The organism is Cytobacillus sp. FSL H8-0458, from assembly GCF_038002165.1.
GTDB lineage: Bacteria > Bacillota > Bacilli > Bacillales > Cytobacillaceae > Cytobacillus.
Map to the genome: position 1 here is coordinate 25,347 of NZ_JBBOBR010000001.1, position 18,421 is coordinate 43,767.

At 41.2% G+C, this 18,421-nt stretch carries 18 protein-coding genes; 14 read left to right on the plus strand and 4 right to left on the minus strand.

Annotated elements, in window-relative coordinates; all coding sequences use genetic code 11:
• Positions 1-282 precede the first annotated feature (282 nt).
• From NYE23_RS00120 to dat, 5 genes are all read left to right on the plus strand, one after another.
• Complete coding sequence (locus NYE23_RS00120; RefSeq protein WP_341074659.1) at positions 283-1,557, plus strand: M48 family metallopeptidase; 1,275 nt, start codon at positions 283-285, stop codon at positions 1,555-1,557.
• Between the two features lie 106 nt (positions 1,558-1,663).
• Positions 1,664-2,380, plus strand: coding sequence for an ABC transporter ATP-binding protein (locus NYE23_RS00125; protein ID WP_341074661.1), 717 nt, complete (start codon positions 1,664-1,666; stop codon positions 2,378-2,380).
• On the plus strand, positions 2,370-3,548 hold the full coding sequence (locus NYE23_RS00130) for an ABC transporter permease (protein WP_341074662.1): 1,179 nt from the start codon (positions 2,370-2,372) through the stop codon (positions 3,546-3,548). The genes NYE23_RS00125 and NYE23_RS00130 overlap by 11 nt, the downstream gene beginning before the upstream one ends.
• Positions 3,549-3,645: 97 nt before the next feature.
• Complete coding sequence (gene pepV, locus NYE23_RS00135) at positions 3,646-5,064, plus strand: dipeptidase PepV (protein WP_341074663.1); 1,419 nt, start codon at positions 3,646-3,648, stop codon at positions 5,062-5,064.
• Between the two features lie 83 nt (positions 5,065-5,147).
• A complete protein-coding gene (gene dat, locus NYE23_RS00140; RefSeq protein ID WP_341074664.1) occupies positions 5,148-6,017 on the plus strand; it encodes a D-amino-acid transaminase in 870 nt (289 codons plus the stop codon).
• 49 nt (positions 6,018-6,066) lie between these two features.
• On the opposite strand, the gene cysK is transcribed toward dat, so the two are convergent.
• On the minus strand, positions 6,067-6,999 hold the full coding sequence (cysK, locus tag NYE23_RS00145) for a cysteine synthase A (RefSeq protein WP_341074665.1): 933 nt from the start codon (positions 6,997-6,999) through the stop codon (positions 6,067-6,069).
• A gap of 271 nt (positions 7,000-7,270) precedes the next feature.
• Between cysK and thpR the strand changes: the two genes are divergently transcribed.
• The 5 genes from thpR (at position 7,271) to NYE23_RS00170 (ending at position 13,304) form a co-directional block, all read left to right on the plus strand.
• Positions 7,271-7,849: an RNA 2',3'-cyclic phosphodiesterase gene (gene thpR / locus NYE23_RS00150; protein ID WP_341074666.1), complete on the plus strand. Its 579-nt coding sequence runs from the start codon at positions 7,271-7,273 to the stop codon at positions 7,847-7,849.
• A gap of 65 nt (positions 7,850-7,914) precedes the next feature.
• The gene (locus NYE23_RS00155; protein WP_341074667.1) at positions 7,915-8,892 is read left to right on the plus strand and encodes a nuclease-related domain-containing protein; all 978 of its coding nucleotides are present in this window, start codon (positions 7,915-7,917) and stop codon (positions 8,890-8,892) included.
• Entirely contained in the window at positions 8,882-9,850 is a 969-nt protein-coding gene (locus NYE23_RS00160) for a diacylglycerol/lipid kinase family protein (protein ID WP_341074668.1), read from the plus strand. The genes NYE23_RS00155 and NYE23_RS00160 overlap by 11 nt, the downstream gene beginning before the upstream one ends.
• A 63-nt stretch (positions 9,851-9,913) precedes the next feature.
• Positions 9,914-12,064, plus strand: coding sequence for a type I pullulanase (pulA, locus tag NYE23_RS00165; RefSeq protein WP_341074670.1), 2,151 nt, complete (start codon positions 9,914-9,916; stop codon positions 12,062-12,064).
• Between the two features lie 466 nt (positions 12,065-12,530).
• Positions 12,531-13,304 (plus strand): phosphotransferase family protein, encoded by a 774-nt coding sequence (locus tag NYE23_RS00170; RefSeq protein WP_341074672.1) that lies wholly within the window; start codon positions 12,531-12,533, stop codon positions 13,302-13,304.
• 3 nt (positions 13,305-13,307) lie between these two features.
• On the opposite strand, the gene NYE23_RS00175 is transcribed toward NYE23_RS00170, so the two are convergent.
• Positions 13,308-13,586, minus strand: coding sequence for a YtzH-like family protein (locus NYE23_RS00175; RefSeq protein WP_341074675.1), 279 nt, complete (start codon positions 13,584-13,586; stop codon positions 13,308-13,310).
• 232 nt (positions 13,587-13,818) lie between these two features.
• On the opposite strand from NYE23_RS00175, the gene trmB reads away from it, so the two are divergent.
• Together trmB and NYE23_RS00185 are read left to right on the plus strand one after the other, a co-directional pair.
• Positions 13,819-14,457, plus strand: coding sequence for a tRNA (guanosine(46)-N7)-methyltransferase TrmB (gene trmB, locus NYE23_RS00180; RefSeq protein ID WP_341074677.1), 639 nt, complete (start codon positions 13,819-13,821; stop codon positions 14,455-14,457).
• 146 nt (positions 14,458-14,603) lie between these two features.
• Complete coding sequence (locus tag NYE23_RS00185) at positions 14,604-15,446, plus strand: YtnP family quorum-quenching lactonase (protein ID WP_341074679.1); 843 nt, start codon at positions 14,604-14,606, stop codon at positions 15,444-15,446.
• Positions 15,447-15,492: 46 nt separating this feature from the next.
• Here the strand turns inward: NYE23_RS00185 and NYE23_RS00190 are convergent, their stop codons facing one another.
• Positions 15,493-15,807 (minus strand): PepSY domain-containing protein, encoded by a 315-nt coding sequence (locus NYE23_RS00190; protein WP_341074680.1) that lies wholly within the window; start codon positions 15,805-15,807, stop codon positions 15,493-15,495.
• 373 nt (positions 15,808-16,180) lie between these two features.
• Here NYE23_RS00190 and NYE23_RS00195 point away from each other — a divergent pair, with 373 nt between their 5' ends.
• Together NYE23_RS00195 and NYE23_RS00200 are read left to right on the plus strand one after the other, a co-directional pair.
• Positions 16,181-17,254, plus strand: coding sequence for a M42 family metallopeptidase (locus NYE23_RS00195; RefSeq protein WP_341074682.1), 1,074 nt, complete (start codon positions 16,181-16,183; stop codon positions 17,252-17,254).
• A 54-nt stretch (positions 17,255-17,308) separates the two neighbouring features.
• Positions 17,309-17,821 carry a DUF84 family protein gene (locus tag NYE23_RS00200; protein WP_341074684.1) on the plus strand — a complete coding sequence of 171 codons (513 nt, stop codon included), beginning with the start codon at positions 17,309-17,311 and terminating at the stop codon, positions 17,819-17,821.
• 20 nt (positions 17,822-17,841) lie between these two features.
• On the opposite strand, the gene NYE23_RS00205 is transcribed toward NYE23_RS00200, so the two are convergent.
• The gene (locus NYE23_RS00205; protein ID WP_341074685.1) at positions 17,842-18,288 is read right to left on the minus strand and encodes a YtoQ family protein; all 447 of its coding nucleotides are present in this window, start codon (positions 18,286-18,288) and stop codon (positions 17,842-17,844) included.
• Between the last annotated feature and the right edge of the window lie 133 nt (positions 18,289-18,421).

An 18,421-nucleotide genomic window follows, 5' to 3' on the forward strand; every position in this document is an offset into this window, starting at 1 on the left:
GATTATTTCTACTTTAAGGCTAAAATTTTACAAAATATTTATAATGGTGCTTCTGTATTTAGTCTTTACGTTCCCCTCCTTTTTAATGTATGTTTAATTCCCTAAATTTCCGCGATTAAACTTTGATGGGAAAAGGCACTGTTACTATACCTTATGGCAGGAGGGGTTTGTAATATGTACAGAAAATTCAAAAATATTTTCAAGAAATTTCCCTATATCCTAAAATTTGTTTTTTGATTATAATCAATTGGTATATTTAAAAGATTGAAAGGAAGAAATTTTATGGAAACTCACTCGCTGAGAGATCGCCTGGTATACCCGAAGGAAAGTATTTATTTTGCATTTGTTGCCTTATTCAGTATCGTGTCTTATATTTTTCTCGCATTTTCTATTATAGGGATTGTTATTATTTTAACTTTGATCCTTATATCTCTCCTGTTCCATGGGATTATGATGGGCGGCATCAGAAGAAACGGAGTAAGAATAAGTGAGAAACAGTTTCCGGAAATTTATGAAAAAGCCGTACTGACTGCGAAGGAAATGGGTTTACAGGATCTTCCCGATATTTACGTAATTGAGTCTGAAGGGGTCTTAAATGCCTTTGCCACCAGATTTTTCAGAAGAAATATGGTTGTCTTATATTCTGGTATTTTTGAGTTGGTTGAGCGGGGAGCTGAAAAGGAAGTGCTGTTCGTCCTGGCCCATGAGTTCGCTCATTTAAAAAGAAAACATGTTATCATAAGTCTCCTGCTCCTTCCTGCTATGTGGGTTCCATTCCTGGGTAATGCATACCTGAGAGCATGCGAGTATACATGTGATCGTTATGCTGCCTATTATATAAATTCTTTTGAAGCATCAAGGGATGCTTTAACCATGCTTGCCATTGGAAAAGACCTCTATCCTAAGGTTAATAAACAGGCATTTATGGAGCAGCTTCAAACAGAAACTGGATTTTTTGTCTGGCTGAATGAAAAACTATCCACGCATCCGCACTTGCCAAAAAGAATATATGCCCTATCGAAGTTTTTTGCCAATGAATCTACAGTTGAATTAAAAGAACCGAAGGGCAGAGTTTGGATTGGAGCAGCAGTGACAGTCCTGTCTTTGACGATTTTATCCGCAGGACTCTGGTTTGGTTTTAAAACACTTGAAAAAATGGATTTATGGACTGAAACGGTTATGGGGATTGAAGGTGCTACCGCACTAATGAACGCAGCGAGCGAAAATGATACTGACATGATTCACACATTATTGACTGATGGTGCGGATATTGAGGAAACGGATGCAGACGGCACTACTGCATTACACTGGGCTGTTTCTTATGGCCAGTATGATAGCGCTGCTCTTCTGCTCGAAAATGGGGCAGAGCCTAATACGGCAGATAATTATCAAACCACTCCTTTAATGGGTGCAGTAATTAATGAGGATGCTGAAATGGTCATGCTTCTTCTGGAGTATGGTGCTGATCCCGCTGTGAAAGATGCCGAGGGTTATACAGCCTATGATTACGCAAAGGACTTTGAAAATATAGAATTAATGGAAATCCTGCAGCCATAATGAAACTGCCTCTTTGAAGAGGCAGTTTTTATTATGGCTTTAAAAATTTTAAATAAGAGCAAACTTTTTCCAGTGATATTCGTATGTATAGCCAGGAGGAGAAAAAATGAACTTATTAAACGTTGAAATTGCATCAGCAGGCTATGAAAATGAAAAACCGATCATACATAATATTCGATTTGATTTACATGAAGGGGAATTGATCGGCCTTATAGGGCCCAACGGCGCAGGAAAAAGCACAACGATAAAAACAATTCTGGGATTGCTGGATCATAAAAAGGGGGAAGTGGAATTTAAGCAGGGAATTAAATATTCCTATATCCCGGAACGGCCTATTTTTCATGATGAGCTGACACTGTGGGAACACTTGGATTTTACAGCAGCAGTGGAGGGATTGCCGGAATTGCATTATAAGAAGAGAGCGGCGGAGCTCTTAAAAGAGTACAATCTGACTGAACACGCTCACAAGTTTCCCGGGACCTATTCAAAAGGAATGCAGCAAAAGGCTATGCTGATTCTTGCGATGATTGCCGATCCGGATGTCTATATCATTGATGAACCGTTTATTGGGCTGGATCCTAATGCAATGAAACTGTTTCTGGAATCAATTGATCGGGAAAGGCAAAGAGGCGCAGGCATTCTCATGTCCACGCATGTTCTGGATACGGCAGAGAAAGTATGCAGCCGCTTCTTAATTGTGCATGAGGGGCAGCTGAAGGCTTCAGGCACATTATCTGATATTAGGCGGCAATGCGGTCTTCCTGCTGGGTCACTTTATGAATGTTTTCATCAGATCGCAGAGGGGAACCGCAATGAAAAGTAACTCTCTCTTTCTCAGAAGGCTAAAAAACAGCTGGAGTTATCAGTTTGGTATTTTCCGTTCCATTGCAGATTGGACCATCATGGTCTATCTCATTGTTCCGGGAACTGTCATCTTTGGAATGACCTATCGCTCCTGGTGGCTGGAAACTCCGGAATGGATTGCTGGCCTGCCATTGTTTATCCTTTTCTATCTGTTCTATATTTTTTCATGGATGGGAAATCTTCGTCCATTTGTATTAGAGGCAGATAAGGTATTTCTGGTAAAAAATAAGACCCTCTTTATGGGAATGAGAAAATGGGGATTTGTTTACTCACTATTCTTTCAGGCAATGGGTACAGCCGCAATAATGGCTATTTTTCTTCCTTTTTTAAAGAATAGATACTTTTTGGAATGGAGCCAAATCGCTGCCTTGCTGCTCTTTTTCATCTCACTTAAATGGTCTATTATGATAGTTTCTTATTTTTTGAAAAGGATTGAAGGAAAATTAAAAAGATATGTGATCACCTTTGTGCTGTTTGTATTATTAAGCTGGTTCAGCCAGCTTGTATATTCACTCTGGTCTATCGGTGCAGACTTTCCGGTTATAATTGCATCAGCAGTGCTGCTTTCCGGCGCATTAATAAGAGCTTCCCAGCTGCTGAAAAAAATCTCGGCATTAGAATTTGATGTTATGCTTGAACAAGAAGAAAAAACAAAGTATATAAAATGGATTTTTATGATGGCTCCTGATCTGGAAAAGCCAGTTGTTTCAATGCGGACAAAACCGCTATTATTCAAAAACTCCAGACGGATCTTTAATAAGAGAACACCCATAACGGGACTGGCGGAATTATTTTTAAAGATTTTTATTCGAAACCCCTCGTATATTTTCAGTTATTTTCAAATCATTTCCGTAAGCGCTGCCGGCATTCTTCTTATACCGCCTTTATGGATAAAAGTGATTGTATCAGGTGTCTTTCTTTTCCTGATGTATTCTTGGCTCTCCCTTACTTGGGACAAAGCCATTATGTCTCATCCCTTTACTAAAAAATACAGTGAAAAGGATTTTTACTTTACTGCGAGAAATAAGACCGTCTTAGCCCTTTTCCTCTTCGCCATTTTACTCTTAGGGCTGTTTTTAAGCTCATCAACGCTCATCTTGGCAAGGTTCAGCTATCCTGGTGCATAATAAATGTATGTTTTATTAAACTATCCCATAAGCAAATGGCGGACAAAATGGGTTATAATGGGGAAATCATAAATGTTCAAGTTAAGGAGGCAACTGTATGAACGTATTGGATTGGCAAAAAGAGGTTAATAAGAGAAAAGATGATTTAATTATGGATACTCAAAAACTTTTGAGAATTAGAAGTCTGCTGGACGAAGAGAATGCAACAGAAGATGCTCCCCTTGGTGAAGGTGTAAAAGAAGCACTCGATTTCATGCTTGCACTTGGTGAAAAGGATGGATTCACTGCAAAAAATGTCGGCAGCCTGGCTGGTCACCTGGAATTCGGCGAAGGTGAAGAAATTGTTGGAGTACTTTGTCACGTTGACGTGGTTCCGGAAGGGGATGGATGGACGAGTGACCCGTTTGGTGCAGAGATTCGCGATGGAAAGATCTTTGCCAGAGGGGCGATTGACGACAAAGGTCCAACAATGGCTGCTTATTATGCCATGAAAATTGTGAAGGAATTGGAGCTGCCTTTAAGCAAGCGGGTCCGAATGATTATCGGAACAGATGAGGAAAGTGACTGGCGCTGTGTAGAGCATTATTTCAAACACGAAGAAATGCCTTCAATTGGATTTGCTCCGGATGCAGATTTCCCAATTATCTATGCCGAAAAAGGCATCTCTGATTTTGATCTTGTCCAGACGGGATATACCGAAGAAGCAGACAGAGAAGTATTGGCAGAGGTTGTGCATTTCCAGTCAGGAAGAAGATATAACATGGTTCCTGATTTTGCAAAAGCCAGTCTTGTGGTTCACCTTGAACACACTGAAGTGGTGCAAAGGTATATAAATTTCCTGAAAAGTACAGAGCTTGAAGGCAAGTATTACATAGACAATGGTGAACTTATCCTGGAACTTCAAGGGATTTCGGCTCATGGAATGGAACCTGATAATGGGAAAAATGCTGGTATACTAATGGCGTCATTCCTGGCTTCCCTTCAGCTGGATGAGAAGGCATGCCAATATTTTCAGTTTATATCAAAATACTTATGTGATGATTCCAGAGGAAGAAAGCTTGGCATCGCCTGCACGGATGAGATTACAGGCGACTTAACCATCAATGTCGGCAAACTTTCATATACGAAGGGAAATGGAGGCCGTTTAGGCTTTAATGTACGCTATCCCGTTACAAATGATATGGGGGAAACGAAAAACAAGCTAGAGTCTCTAATCGAAAACGAACATTTCAGATTGGAGAATTTCTCAGATGCCAAGCCTCATCATGTGGAAGAAAATGATGTTTTGATTCAAACACTGAAAAAAGTATATGAACAGCAGACTGGCGAAAAAGCAGAGCTTTTATCCATTGGCGGGGGGACATATGCACGCTCATTAAAGTCAGGAGTTGCATTTGGTCCGCTATTTCCAGGCAGGGAAGACGTCGCACATCAAAAAGATGAATATATGTTTATTGAGGATTTGTTAAAAGCTGCAGCCATTTATGCACAGGCGATTTATGAACTTGCGAAATAACTTTGAAACCTGATATGATGGCTTAAAGATTTTACATACAGATGAAGATAGACAAATAAATCATATACAGGGAGTGTGGGGAAATGGAATATGTCATTTTGAATGGTGACTTGATCGAACGCTCAGAAGCGAAAGTCGATATTGAGGATCGGGGCTACCAATTTGGTGATGGCGTCTATGAAGTAATCCGCGTCTATAACGGAAAAATGTTTACGGCAGATGAGCATCTTGAAAGGCTGCTTGACAGCGGAAAGAAAATAGAGCTGAACATTCCTTATTCCAAGGATCAGCTTAAACAGATGCTTTTAGAGATGATTGCGAAGAATCAGCTTGACCTTGGAATCGTATATATGCAATTTTCCAGGGGGACTTCTCCAAGAAATCATGCTTATCCTGGTGCAGATGTTGCACCAGTGCTTACCGCCTATACCCGTGAAACCACAAGACCGGTTGAATCAATGAGAAATGGCGTTAAAGCTATTCTGATTGAAGACATTCGCTGGCTGCGATGTGATATAAAGAGCCTGAATTTGCTGGGCAACATCATGGCCAAGCAAAAAGCAGCACAATCCGGCTGCTTTGAAGCCATTCAGCATCGCGGGGATACGGTGACTGAGGGGAGTTCTTCCAATATAGCCATTGTAAAAGATGGGACACTATATACACACCCTGCAACAAATCTGATTTTAAATGGCATTACCCGCCGCAAGATCAATGAGATCTGCAGGGAAAATGGAACAGCACTTGAAGAATCTGCTTTTACTAAGGAAGATTTGCTGGCCGCAGATGAAGTCTTTATGTCCAGCACATCAGCTGAAATTACTCCGATTACAGAGATTGAAGGAAAGCCGGTTGGTAATGGAAGTCCTGGTCCCATCACAAATAAATTACAGAACCTATTTGAAGAGGCTATTGAAAAACAGTGCGGCAGTTTAACGGTAAAAATTAATTAATTCAAAAACGAAAGACCCGAGGAACTATTCCTGGGGTCTTTTAACTTACTTATTCAAACTGAAACAGATCGCTTGAAAGATATCTTTCTCCAGTATCGCAAACGATGAATACGACAACATCGTCCGGCTTTAGTCTTTTTGCAACCTGGATGGCGGCATAGCAGGCAGCTCCTGAGGATGGACCGACTAATATTCCTTCTTCTCTTGCCATTCTGCGTGTCGTATCATATGCTTCTTCATCTTTGATTTGATGGATTTCATCATAAACATCCGTATTGAGAATTTCCGGAACAAATCCGGGACTTGTGCCGACAAGCTTGTGCCTGCCAGGCTTTCCTCCCGATAGGACGGGCGAGCCTTTTGGTTCCACTACATGCACTTCCAACCCGGGATAATGCTCTTTCAAAACTTCACCAGTGCCAGTAATCGTGCCGCCCGTACCTGCCGTGGCAACGAAGGCAGACAATGGTTTGCCAATTTCCTTCATAGCCTCAATAATTTCGACGGCAGTTGAATGGCGGTGTGCATCAGGGTTAGCGTTATTTTCAAATTGCATCGGCACAAAGCTGTTTGGAATTTCCTCAGCCAGTTCATTTGCTTTATCAATAGCACCGGGCATTTTGTCATCTCCAGGAGTCAGGACAACTTCTGCTCCATATGCTTTCAAAAGGTTGATGCGCTCTGCCGTCATAGTATCAGGCATAACCAGAATGGCCTTATAGCCGCGTGCTGCTGCATTCATTGCCAGCCCGATGCCGGTGTTCCCGCTTGTTGGTTCAATAATGGTTGATCCTGGTTTTAGTTTGCCTGCTTTCTCGGCTTCGACAATCATATTATATGCTGCGCGGTCTTTTACACTGCGGCTTGGATTGTAGAATTCAAGTTTTGCATAAATGCTTGCGCCATTTTCAGGTGCCAGCTTATTTAATTTTACAAGAGGAGTATCTCCAATTAAGTCCGCAAGATTGTTGACAACTTTCATCTGACTCTTCCTTTCGAATATGACTTTATTTAATAACAAGGAAGTTTAAAATATAGAACTATTATCTTTGTTATTTTATGTCCATCTGTTTAATTTCATCCTGATAAAGGAAATCTATAGCTATCCGTTATATCCATCATACTAAAACTGACTATTCCAATCAAATCAAAAGGAATTGAAAGGAATACGAAAATAAGAGGACAAAGAGAAAGTATCTGCCAATTTTAACAGATGTTTGTTAAAATAAGTGGGAAATATGGAGGGATATCAAGTGTCCAAACAAATGAATGCACATTTTTTCTTTGCGGTGAAATTGCCGGATGAAACAAAGAAAAAATTGAAGGAATATATGGAATATGTAAGTCTCAAACTGCCTTTTAGCCGCTGGGTCCATCATGAAGATTATCATATAACTTTAGCATTCCTTGGATCGGCCCCCGAAGAAAAACTGCAGAAAGCATCCAGGCTTATCGCTGATTCCATCAGAAACGAAAAAAGTTTTCCGCTGTACATCTGCAAACTTGGCGTATTCGGAAAACAAGACGCGCCAAGAATTTTCTGGTGTGGAACACAGCATGACAAACATCTTCAAGACTTAAGATTGAAAGTATATTCAGCCTGTCAGGAAGCGGGCTTTGAGTTGGAGACAAGACCATTTAAGCCTCATATCACCATGGCAAGAAAATGGGCCGGTTCTGGTCCTTTTCAGCAAAGTCTGCTCGATGTTAACAATCCTTTTAAAGACGGGCACCTCGAGTTTGAGGCTTCAGAAGTTGTTCTATATCAGACTCATCTGGATAAAACGCCGAAATATGAAAGCATTGCCATCTTTCCGCTTTTGGCGGAATAAAATAATTACATACTTAAACAGTAAATGATAGATAGAAAGTTATTTACGAAAGCAGGGCTAGGAGAATGGGACAGTTAATAAAATTGCAGGATTATGTATCACGTTACCAGCAGGACATTTTTGTATATCCTTCCCGTTTTGTCAGGCTGAAAAAACAGCAATGGGCTAAATGGCATAAAGCATGGGAAACAAATGAATCCTTCAAACCTCAATCCCTTCAGCATTATACAGCCGGCACAGCGGACTGGTCCGATGAAGAAAGAGAGCCGCTGATGGAAAAGTTAAAGGGGTTATTAAAACGGGGCAGGAATGAAGAAATTAAGGAATATGATGCTGTCGGAAATGAAGGGAAAAAGGAGGAAGATGTGTTTGAATTTGCAGCCTCGTTTGCTGTACGTCCAGAAACAATTGAAAATCTAAAACATCAGTTCCTGGACCAGCTCTACCGGTTCCAGATGAAATGGGCAACCTCCACATTAACTGAAAAATCATTTCCCGATAAGCATTACTATTATGATGAAAAGCTAAAGTATTTTCTGCAAAGATATCCGGATACGTATCTTGTCATGTATAATCCGATCTTTTTATTGAAAAGGGCTCCGGTTGAAACAGAAATTATTGTCATAGGTCCGACGGAAGTATGGTGCATCAGCTTTTTGGAGGAAGAAGATTCAGCCATATTCACAGGTTCAAAAGATAGATTCTGGACAAAAAAGGGAAAAGGGGAAGAAAAAAAAGTCCTGAATCCGCTGCTTGCATTAAATAGAACAGAAAAAATTATCCGAAAAATATTTGAAATTCATTCTATTGTATTGCCGGTTAAAAAAGCTGTACTTACACGAAATGGCTATATTGATTATCCTGCAGCACCGATAGATGTGCAGCTGGTCGAGAAAAGGAACTATGATCAATGGTTTCAGGCAATAAGAAGTCAGCGTTCTCCCCTCAAGCATGCCCAATTAAAAGGAGCACAGGCACTGCTTCAATATTGCCAGACTGCATCAGTCAAAAGACTGGAGTGGGAGAATCGGAATGAATCATGAAAAGTTCCCCGGGGATAAAGCACTTAAGTTCATTATTAATCCGCAGGCGAAAAATGGTTATTGCCAGAAAGTCTGGGGAAAGGTTGAGCAGATGCTGAAAGAGGAAAATATCTCTTACTCTGCAGTCAGGACAGAATATCGCGGTCATGCCAGGGAATTGGCAAAGATTTATACAAAACAGGCAGGCGGACAAAGATTATATCTTGTTGCTGTGGGCGGAGACGGAACGGTCCATGAGGTGATGAATGGCGCTGCGGGGCATCAGAATGTGACTGTCGGGTTTATTCCAGGAGGGTCCGGAAATGACTTCTCGCGGGGCTTTAATATCCCTAAAGACCCTGAGGAAGCTTTAACCGCAATACTTAAGGGAATCAGTCATTCTGTGAAGGCTGATCTCGGAATGATTAGACACACAGATGGGAAGAAAACATATTTTATTAATAATATGGGTGCAGGATTTGATGCACTGATTTCCCGGAAAGTAAACAGTTCAAAGATCAAGGGTATCTTGAATCAGCTTTCTCTGGGCAAATTTGTATACGCTCTCTTTCTTGTAAAAGAGCTGTTTTTCTATAAATGCTCTGATATTGAAATCATTATTGACGGAAAAAAACAGCAAATAAGGTCAGCCTGGTTTATCACTATTACCAATCAGCCTTTCTACGGTGGCGGTATGAAGATTTCTCCGGATGCAAACCCTTTTGATGGAATTCTAAATGTTACTGTAGTCCACAATATATCCAGGATTAAACTTTTGTTTGTATTTGCCTCTGTCTTCAAGGGGAGACATATAGGATTTAAAGAAGTCGCAGTTCTTCAGGGGAAAAATATCAGCATTCGCTCTTCACACCCCATCCCTTCCCACGCAGATGGCGAGGCTCTGGGCAGCACACCGATTTCAGCATCTGTTTGCCCGGAAGCCATTCCAATAATTGGCGGTTTTGTTAAAGAAGGGTGATGATTTTTAGGAGAGGGCTGCTCTTAAATTACCGTCCGACTAAGTAAAGGAGCTGAGTTCGGAATGATAACGATTGAACGGACTTTTAATGCATATCTGGACGAAATGCGCATCATTACGATTCTACTTCCTTTCAGCTATTATCAGGGACGTTCTTCCGGTTTCTCTCTCCTTTCAGACGTGGAGGAAGAGTTTCCTGTAGACATATTGCAAAGCAACCCGATTGAGGACGCCGTTAAATATACATGCAGATTAGACCATGATGTGGAATTCGGAAAACAATACTGGATAGTGGATGAATATGGCGGAAAAACAGATCTGCAAATCGGAGCGGTGATTAGAACAAGTGATTTTGATGAGAAGTTCTATTATGACGGACCGCTGGGTATATCGTACAGCAAAGAAAAGACGTACTTTAGGCTCTGGGCTCCGACAGCCGCAAAGGTAAAGCTGAAGTTAAAAGGAGCATTGGAGGAGGAAGCGGAGCTTTTTCCGATGGCAAGAGGCGAGAGGGGAGTCTGGAGCTGTGAAGTAACCGGCGACCTCGACCGTTTTCTTTATTCTTTCCTGGTATGTATTAACCTGGAGTGGAAAGAAGCGGTAGATCCATATGCAGTGTCCTCGGCTATGAATGGTGAATATGGTGCTGTCGTCAATCTGGATAATACAAAAATAAAGAAGCCGGAGCTTCCGCCGCTTCATCAGCCGACAGATGCCATCATATATGAAACCCATATTAGGGATTTTACCATTCATCCCGGAAGCGGCGCACAAAAGAAAGGCCTTTATCTGGGAGCGGGCGAGACAAATACTGTTGGCAGTGACGGGGAGCCGACATGCCTGTCATATGTCAAGCAGCTAGGTGTAACTCACATTGAGTTTCTGCCTGTCCATGACTTTGAAGGTGTAAATGAAAAAAATCCAAAAGAAGAATATAACTGGGGTTATAATCCGCTCCATTTTAATGTCCCGGAAGGAAGCTATTCTGCTGATCCTCTGAATCCCTATTCACGGATTAGAGAGTTGAAAGCTTTGATTCAGGCTGTTCATTCCCAGGGACTTAGAGTCATAATGGACGTAGTCTATAATCATGTATATATTCGTGAGCATTCTTCTTTTGAAAAAATCGTACCGGGCTATTTCTTCCGGCATGATCAATATGGAATGCCCTCAAATGGCACCGGAGTTGGAAATGATTTTGCTTCTGAGCGCCTGATGGCCAGGAAATTTATTACTGATTCCGTATCATACTGGATAAAGGAATATCAAATTGATGGATTCAGGTTTGATTTGATGGGTATCCTCGATATCGAAACGATGAATGAGGTTCGCAGAATTGCGGAATCAATTGACCCTTCTGCCATTATTATTGGAGAAGGCTGGGATTTGAATACCCCTATACCGGAAGACCGGAAAGCAAGCATCCGCAATCAGGAAAAGCTGCCGGGAATCGGCCAATTCAATGACTGGTTCAGAGATTCCATCAAAGGCAGCACGTTTAATTTATATGATAAAGGATACGCGTTAGGGAATGACCATTACTATGATGCGGCAAAGCAGGTATTGGCCGGAAGCATTGGCCTTGAAAAAAAGGAGAAAGGGATCTTCCTTTCCCCATCGCAATCAGTAAATTATGTGGAATCTCACGATAATCACACTCTATGGGATAAAATCCTGGTTTGTTCTGAAAATGCGGATTTGATTACACAGCAAAAAAAGCACCGCCTGGCAACCGTAATGGTACTCCTGTCACAGGGAATTCCATTTTTGCATAGCGGGCAGGAATTTTTTCGTACCAAAGGCGGGAATGGAAACAGCTACCGTGCTCCAGACTCAATCAATCAACTGGACTGGGAAAGGAAATCACGTTATTTCAATAATGTTGAATATATTAAAGGGATGATCAGCATTAGAAGGTCAATTCCTCTTTTCAGGCTTGCCGATGAAGAATTAATCCGGAATTCCATGCGGTTCATGGATATTAAAAAGCCGCTAATTGGTTATGTCTTGACCAGCTCTGATCAAAATGCCGAGTGCAGCCATGCAGCGGTTATTATCAATCCCTCAGCTGCGGAAGAAGAAATCCTGCTTCCGGAAGGGGATTGGGACCTTATTGCGGATGAACATACCGCCGGCAATTCCACCAAACGCAAGATAAGCACCAAATTGGCAATTCCGCCAATAAGTTCATATGTACTGGTTTGCAGGAAATAGAAAAAATCCGACAAGCACACAGGCTGTTGCTTTTTTCTGCAAACATTACCCTTAATTAGAAAATACTGATGTAAAGACCTAAAAAAACATCATTTTTCCTGATGATATTCCGTAAACCTAAATAGATGCACTTGACGAAAAAAGCCAGTAAGAATAAAATTTATAAAGATGGCTATTGTGAGGAACTTACATCAATAGCTCTTTTTTTATTTTAAGTTCCCAATACACGGATGGTTTTATATTTGCCTGATTACCTTGTGCGGTATAAGCACTTTACTTAATTAACCTGATAAACAACTTATATTTGTGAAAATGCATTATAATCGATTAATAAAATTTATCGTTACAAAGCAACGGCCATTTTATCGGCCATGGCAAAATAAGTCTTGCTTTAAAAAAACAGGGCTTATTTTTCAACTCAAGCTATTTTACAACCAATGGCTTATTAAATTGCAGGTGAACAATTTTGGAACATTTATTTGGACATGACTGGGAGATTGTTCCCGCCGGAGGGGCGACAGGGGAAGCTTTTTATGCAAAGAACGATGAGCAGAGGCTTTTTCTAAAAAGAAACTCTTCTCCTTTCCTGGCGGTTCTATCTGCGGAAGGAATCGTCCCGAAACTTATCTGGACAAAAAGAATGGAAAATGGGGACGTTATAACTGCCCAGCAATGGCTTAATGGACGAGAGCTGAAAGCTTCTGACATGAACCGGGAAAGCGTCGCAAAGCTTTTGAGAAAGATCCACTCTTCAAAGCCGCTGCTTGGTATGCTGACAAGAATGGGGAAATCGCCGCTGCAGCCTGAAACTCTTCTGCATTTGATAGAGGAAGAGCTGGATTGTGATCTGAAGGAGCAGACTGCTGTTATTCAGTCAGTCGATTTCCTGAAAAAAGAAGTTTCGCATATCCGCTGTGAAGAAAATACGGTGTGCCACTGCGATGTGAATCATAACAACTGGCTGCTTGCGGAAAACAACCAGCTGTACTTGATTGATTGGGATGGAGCCATGATAGCAGATCCCGCAATTGATCTGGGCATGCTGCTTTACTGGTATATTCCTAAAGAGGAATGGTCCAATTGGCTTGAGCGGTATGGCATTCAATTATCAGATGATTTGCTGCTCCGCATGAAATGGTATGTGATCGCACAGACTTTGACATCTATCCAATGGCATAAAAATAAATTCAGATTCCAGGAAATGGATAAGTGGCTTTCTTACCTGGATGAGCTTCTTTGAGATTTACGAAAATTGATCAATATCCTGTACCCATTGTGATAAATCATTCTGATGGGATTCAATGTGGGTATCCAATCGGGAAGAATTGATTCCGTGCTGACTGTATTCATAAATTTCTTCTAATACTGTTTTTACGTTTTGATTAATGTTTCCGTTTATCATTAATGATTTTACCAGGCGTTCCAATTGTTCACATTCTGAAATAGAGCCACAGCAATCTGTCTGATGATTGCTTAAAATATCTTTTAATAAATTTAATTGATCCTGGGGTCCAAGCGGCATGAATAACACCCTTTCTATTGAATCTGAAAATAAAAGCAAAAGGAATTCACTTTTAGGTTGTGGATTCCTTTTTTATTTATTCATGTGCGGATGTCATTTAAGTGTTTGAATGCCATTGGATTAATTGCAAGCAAGGGATGAACTATTTAACAGATCTCCATAAAAAATAAAGTTGCATCACCGGGATGGGCATGATATTGTTTGAACGATATTAATTTTTAGGAGTGTCAATATGCGACAGCGAAATAAACCTTGGGCAAAAGATAAATTAGCCGAATATCCTCAATATGTAATTTCAGAACCAGAAAAACATAAAGGCAAGTGGAATGAAGCATTCGATAAAGATCAGCCCCTTCATATAGAAATTGGGACAGGCAAAGGCCGCTTCCTAACTGGTATGGCAAAAGCAAACCCGGATATCAACTATATTGGAATCGAGCTGGCTGAAAGCGTAATTGTCACCGCCTTGGATCGTATCATTGAGGAGAAGCTTCCAAATATAAAGCTTTTGAATGTGAACGCAAATGATCTTCGGGATTACTTTGAAAAGGGAGAAGTCAATCGTGTCTACCTCAATTTTTCAGATCCTTGGCCGAAGAAGCGTCATGCAAAACGCAGGCTGACTTTTAGAAGCTTCCTGGAGATTTATGAAGATATTCTTGTGGATAAAGGGGAAATCCACTTTAAGACAGATAACCAGGGATTGTTTGAATCTTCTCTTATGAGTTTTTCCGATTATGGCATGCTGCTGACATTTGTCAGCCTCGACCTTCACAATAGTGATTATGAAGGAAACATCATGACCGAATATGAAGAAAAGTTTTCATCAAGGGGCAGCCGTATATTCCGGTGTGAAGTGCAATACAGATAATTCAGTCTATCCATATGGATAGGCTTTTTATTATTTGTATTGCACATGAATAGTTTAAATATTTCTACAAGTAAGCGCTTAAATGTTATGATGAGGTAAATGGAAAGCGAGCGCTTGCTCAGAAATATTAAATGGAGGAGATAATTATGGAAACATTGAAGTTAAAGAACATAAAGCTGTCCTGGCTTCGCGGCGGTGTCACATATCTTGACGGCGGAGCCATGTTTGGAGTAGTTCCGAAGCCTTTGTGGTCAAAAAGATATCCATGCAATGAAAATAATCAGATCGAACTGAGAACAGATCCTATTCTTATTCAATTTGATGGTAAGAATATCTTAGTCGAATCGGGTCTGGGGAACGGGAAACTGAATGAAAAGCAGAAGAGGAATTTCGGAGCGCTTGAAGAGTCTTTTGTTGAGCAGGATTTAGCCAAGCACGGTTTGTCCCCCCGGAATATCGATTATATCCTTATGACGCATCTTCATTTTGATCATGCCTGCGGACTGACAACACCGGAAGAAGGAAAGTTCTCTTCTGTATATCCTAACGCCAGAATCATCACATCACGGGTGGAATGGGAAGAAATGAGAAATCCTAACATCCGCTCAAGAAATACATATTGGAAAGAAAACTGGGAGTCCATTCAGGATCAGGTGGAAGTTTTTGATGGGGAGTGGACGCTCGGCCCTATTAAAATGGTTCATACAGGCGGCCATAGTGATGGACATTCCATCCTTGTTATAGAAGATGAAGACGATACGGTCATTCATATGGCTGATATCATGCCAACGCATGCTCATGCAAATGTTTTATGGGTCCTCGCTTACGATGACTACCCGATGGATTCCATCAGCGCCAAGGAAAAATGGATGGAATACGGCATGAAGAAAAATGCATGGTTCACTTTTTACCACGATGCTTTTTACAGGGCAGTCAAGTGGGATGAAGCAGGAAATGTGCTTGAGAAAGTAGAAAAGAATAAAAACTAAAAAATCCCCATCCGGGGATTTTTTAATACAATTCAGCTGCTGATGGTCAATGAAGTGGGAATACGTCCAAAATGGTTCCAGTCTCTGCATCGGCAATGAACTCATACTGCTCGGCTTCTTCACCGGAAAATCTTGAAATGCCGCCCTTATAAACCTGATATTTTAAATGGCCCTTTTCATAAGGTTCAGCTTTCATCTGAATCCATGATCCGCTTATCGGACCTTCCTGTTTAAATGCATCCTTTGCATTAGCTAAAGCTCTTTCCGGAGAAACAGCAGTTTTCTGCGAAAGCAATTCCCTTGCTGCGTATCCGCTTGCCAAACCAACTCCTACACCTAACATAAAAGATTTCCAATTCATAATTGCACCTCCCCAGGCTGATGATATAAGCAATTCATTATTAAAATTTTCTGTTTTCCAAATCTATCTTACCAAAAATAGGCTGGAACTAAAATAAATATTGCATTTCGTCAGTCGAAATTTCCTGTCTGAAATGGTGGAAAGACGTATGAAAGTTCTGTAAAATGAGATTATCGCAGTCTAACGGGCAGTAAGATCTCCCGCTTCAAAACTCAGATGAATAAAGGAGGATAAGTGAGGGTCAAACTGCCCGTAAAGGCCCGATTGGTTCAACTAACAATCAGCAGGGAGAAGAGCACTCCCTACTGATTGAAGTTTCACTTTATACATATCAGCATTGACAATTTATTGATTATAAAAAGGAGAAGAATAGATGAACGAAAATACTTTGCAGCTTTTTAAAACATTGACAGAGTTGCCGGGGGCACCTGGAAACGAGCATTTAGTCCGGAAATTCATGCGCGAACAAATCAGCCAATATACAGATGAAGTTGTCCAGGATAAGCTGGGAGGCATCTTCGGAGTTAAAAGAGGCGATGAAAGCGGCCCGACTGTAATGGTAGCAGGACATATAGATGAAGTGGGATTCATGGTCACCAGCATTACAGATAATGGCATGATCCGTTTTCAGACACTTGGAGGCTGGTGGAGCCAGGTTTTACTGGCACAAAGAGTACAAATTATTACAGATCATGGACCTGTGACAGGAGTTATCGGTTCCATTCCTCCGCATCTTTTAGACGAAGCCAAGCGCTCAAAGCCAATGGAAATTAAGAATATGCTGATTGACATTGGGGCGGATGACCGTGAAGATGCCAAAAGAATAGGCATTAAGCCAGGACAGCAAATTCTGCCGATTTGTCCATTCACACCAATGGCCAATGATAAGAAAATTCTTGCAAAAGCATGGGATAACCGTTATGGATGCGGCCTGGCCGTGGAGCTCTTAGAGGAAGTCCAGAATGAAACTCTTCCCAATATTCTTTATTCAGGAGCAACTGTTCAGGAAGAAGTTGGCTTAAGAGGTGCCCAGACAGCAGCGAATATGATTAAACCTGATATTTTCTTTGCGTTGGATGCAAGCCCTGCCAATGATATGACAGGGGATAAAAACGAGTTCGGACACTTAGGCAAAGGAGCTCTGCTGCGGATACTGGACCGTTCCATGGTAACGCACCGAGGCATGAGGGAATTTGTACTGGATACAGCCGAAACGAACAAAATCCCATATCAGTATTTCGTCTCACAGGGAGGAACAGATGCCGGAAAAGTTCATGTATCCAATGAAGGTGTTCCAAGTGCAGTAATCGGCATTTGCTCCCGTTATATTCATACTCATGCATCCATCGTTCATGTCGACGATTATGCAGCGGCAAAAGAATTGCTTGTTAAACTTGTAAAATCTTGTGACCGTTCAACAGTAGAGACCATCCGTCAAAACAGTTAATCAGATGAGACAGCAGGTGCTGTCTCTTTTTCCTGTCAAAAGAAAGGAGCATTTATGAAAATCATCATTGGTTCAAAAAATCCTGCAAAGATTTCGGCAGTACAAGCTGCCTTTAGTGATTATGAAGCAGACATAATGTCCAAAGATGTGCCGTCAGGAGTGGACGATCAGCCATTTTCGGATGAAGAAACCATTAAAGGGGCCATCAACAGAGCTTATGGAGCACTTGAAATATCAGGAGAACAAATCGGTATTGGATTAGAGGGCGGTGTGCAAAAAACAGAATATGGGCTTTTTCTCTGTAATTGGGGGGCTCTGGCGGAAAAAGGACAGCCTCCGATTATTGCAGGCGGAGCCAGAATTCCTCTTCCAGAAGCTGTGGCAGAAAGGCTATTAGCTGGCGAAGAACTGGGACCTGTAATGGATGATTACGCCAAAAAAGAAAACGTCCGCAAAAATGAAGGGGCAGTTGGAATTTTTACAAGTGGGCAGATTGACCGTGCTGACATGTTCTCACATGTCATGAAGCTTCTTATCGGGCAATATGAATATAGAAAAAGGGGATAGCATAGCGCTAACCCCTTTTTCTATTCGGTTTCGAAGATGTACGACAAAACTTTTAATGCCTGGCTGACAGTTTCAACAGTAACATTTGCTTTGCTTGAAAGCTCTTTTAGGGGATGGTGAAGTTCCTTTGGACGGATAAGGATCAGCGGCTTTCCAAGAGCGGCGGCTGCGCTTGCATCCATGGCGGTGTTCCATTGCTTGTACTTCTCACCAAATAATGCAATCACCAGGTCTGATTTCTGCATTAGAAGCTGTGTTCTTAAGTTATTAATGCTTGAAGCAGCTTCATCCCGAAGTATTGCATCCGGCTGCTTCCCGAGAATTTCCTCTCCAATCAAGTCAGAACGTTCATGATTTTCCATAGGACCTGTAAAATGAACCGGCAGCTGAAGTAATTTCGCTTTCTCCTTTATTTCATTGCGCCAATTGGAATGTATTTCACCTGCTAAATAGACGGTTATTTCCATTCTTTTTTCCTCCTTTATGCAATATTCTTATATTTTAACATTTCTTCTAGGAAGTAACGCAGTGAAAAGGCTGCCAATCCTGATATGAAGGGTTGTCAGACTATTGAGAAGAAATGTATGATAGGGAAGGATA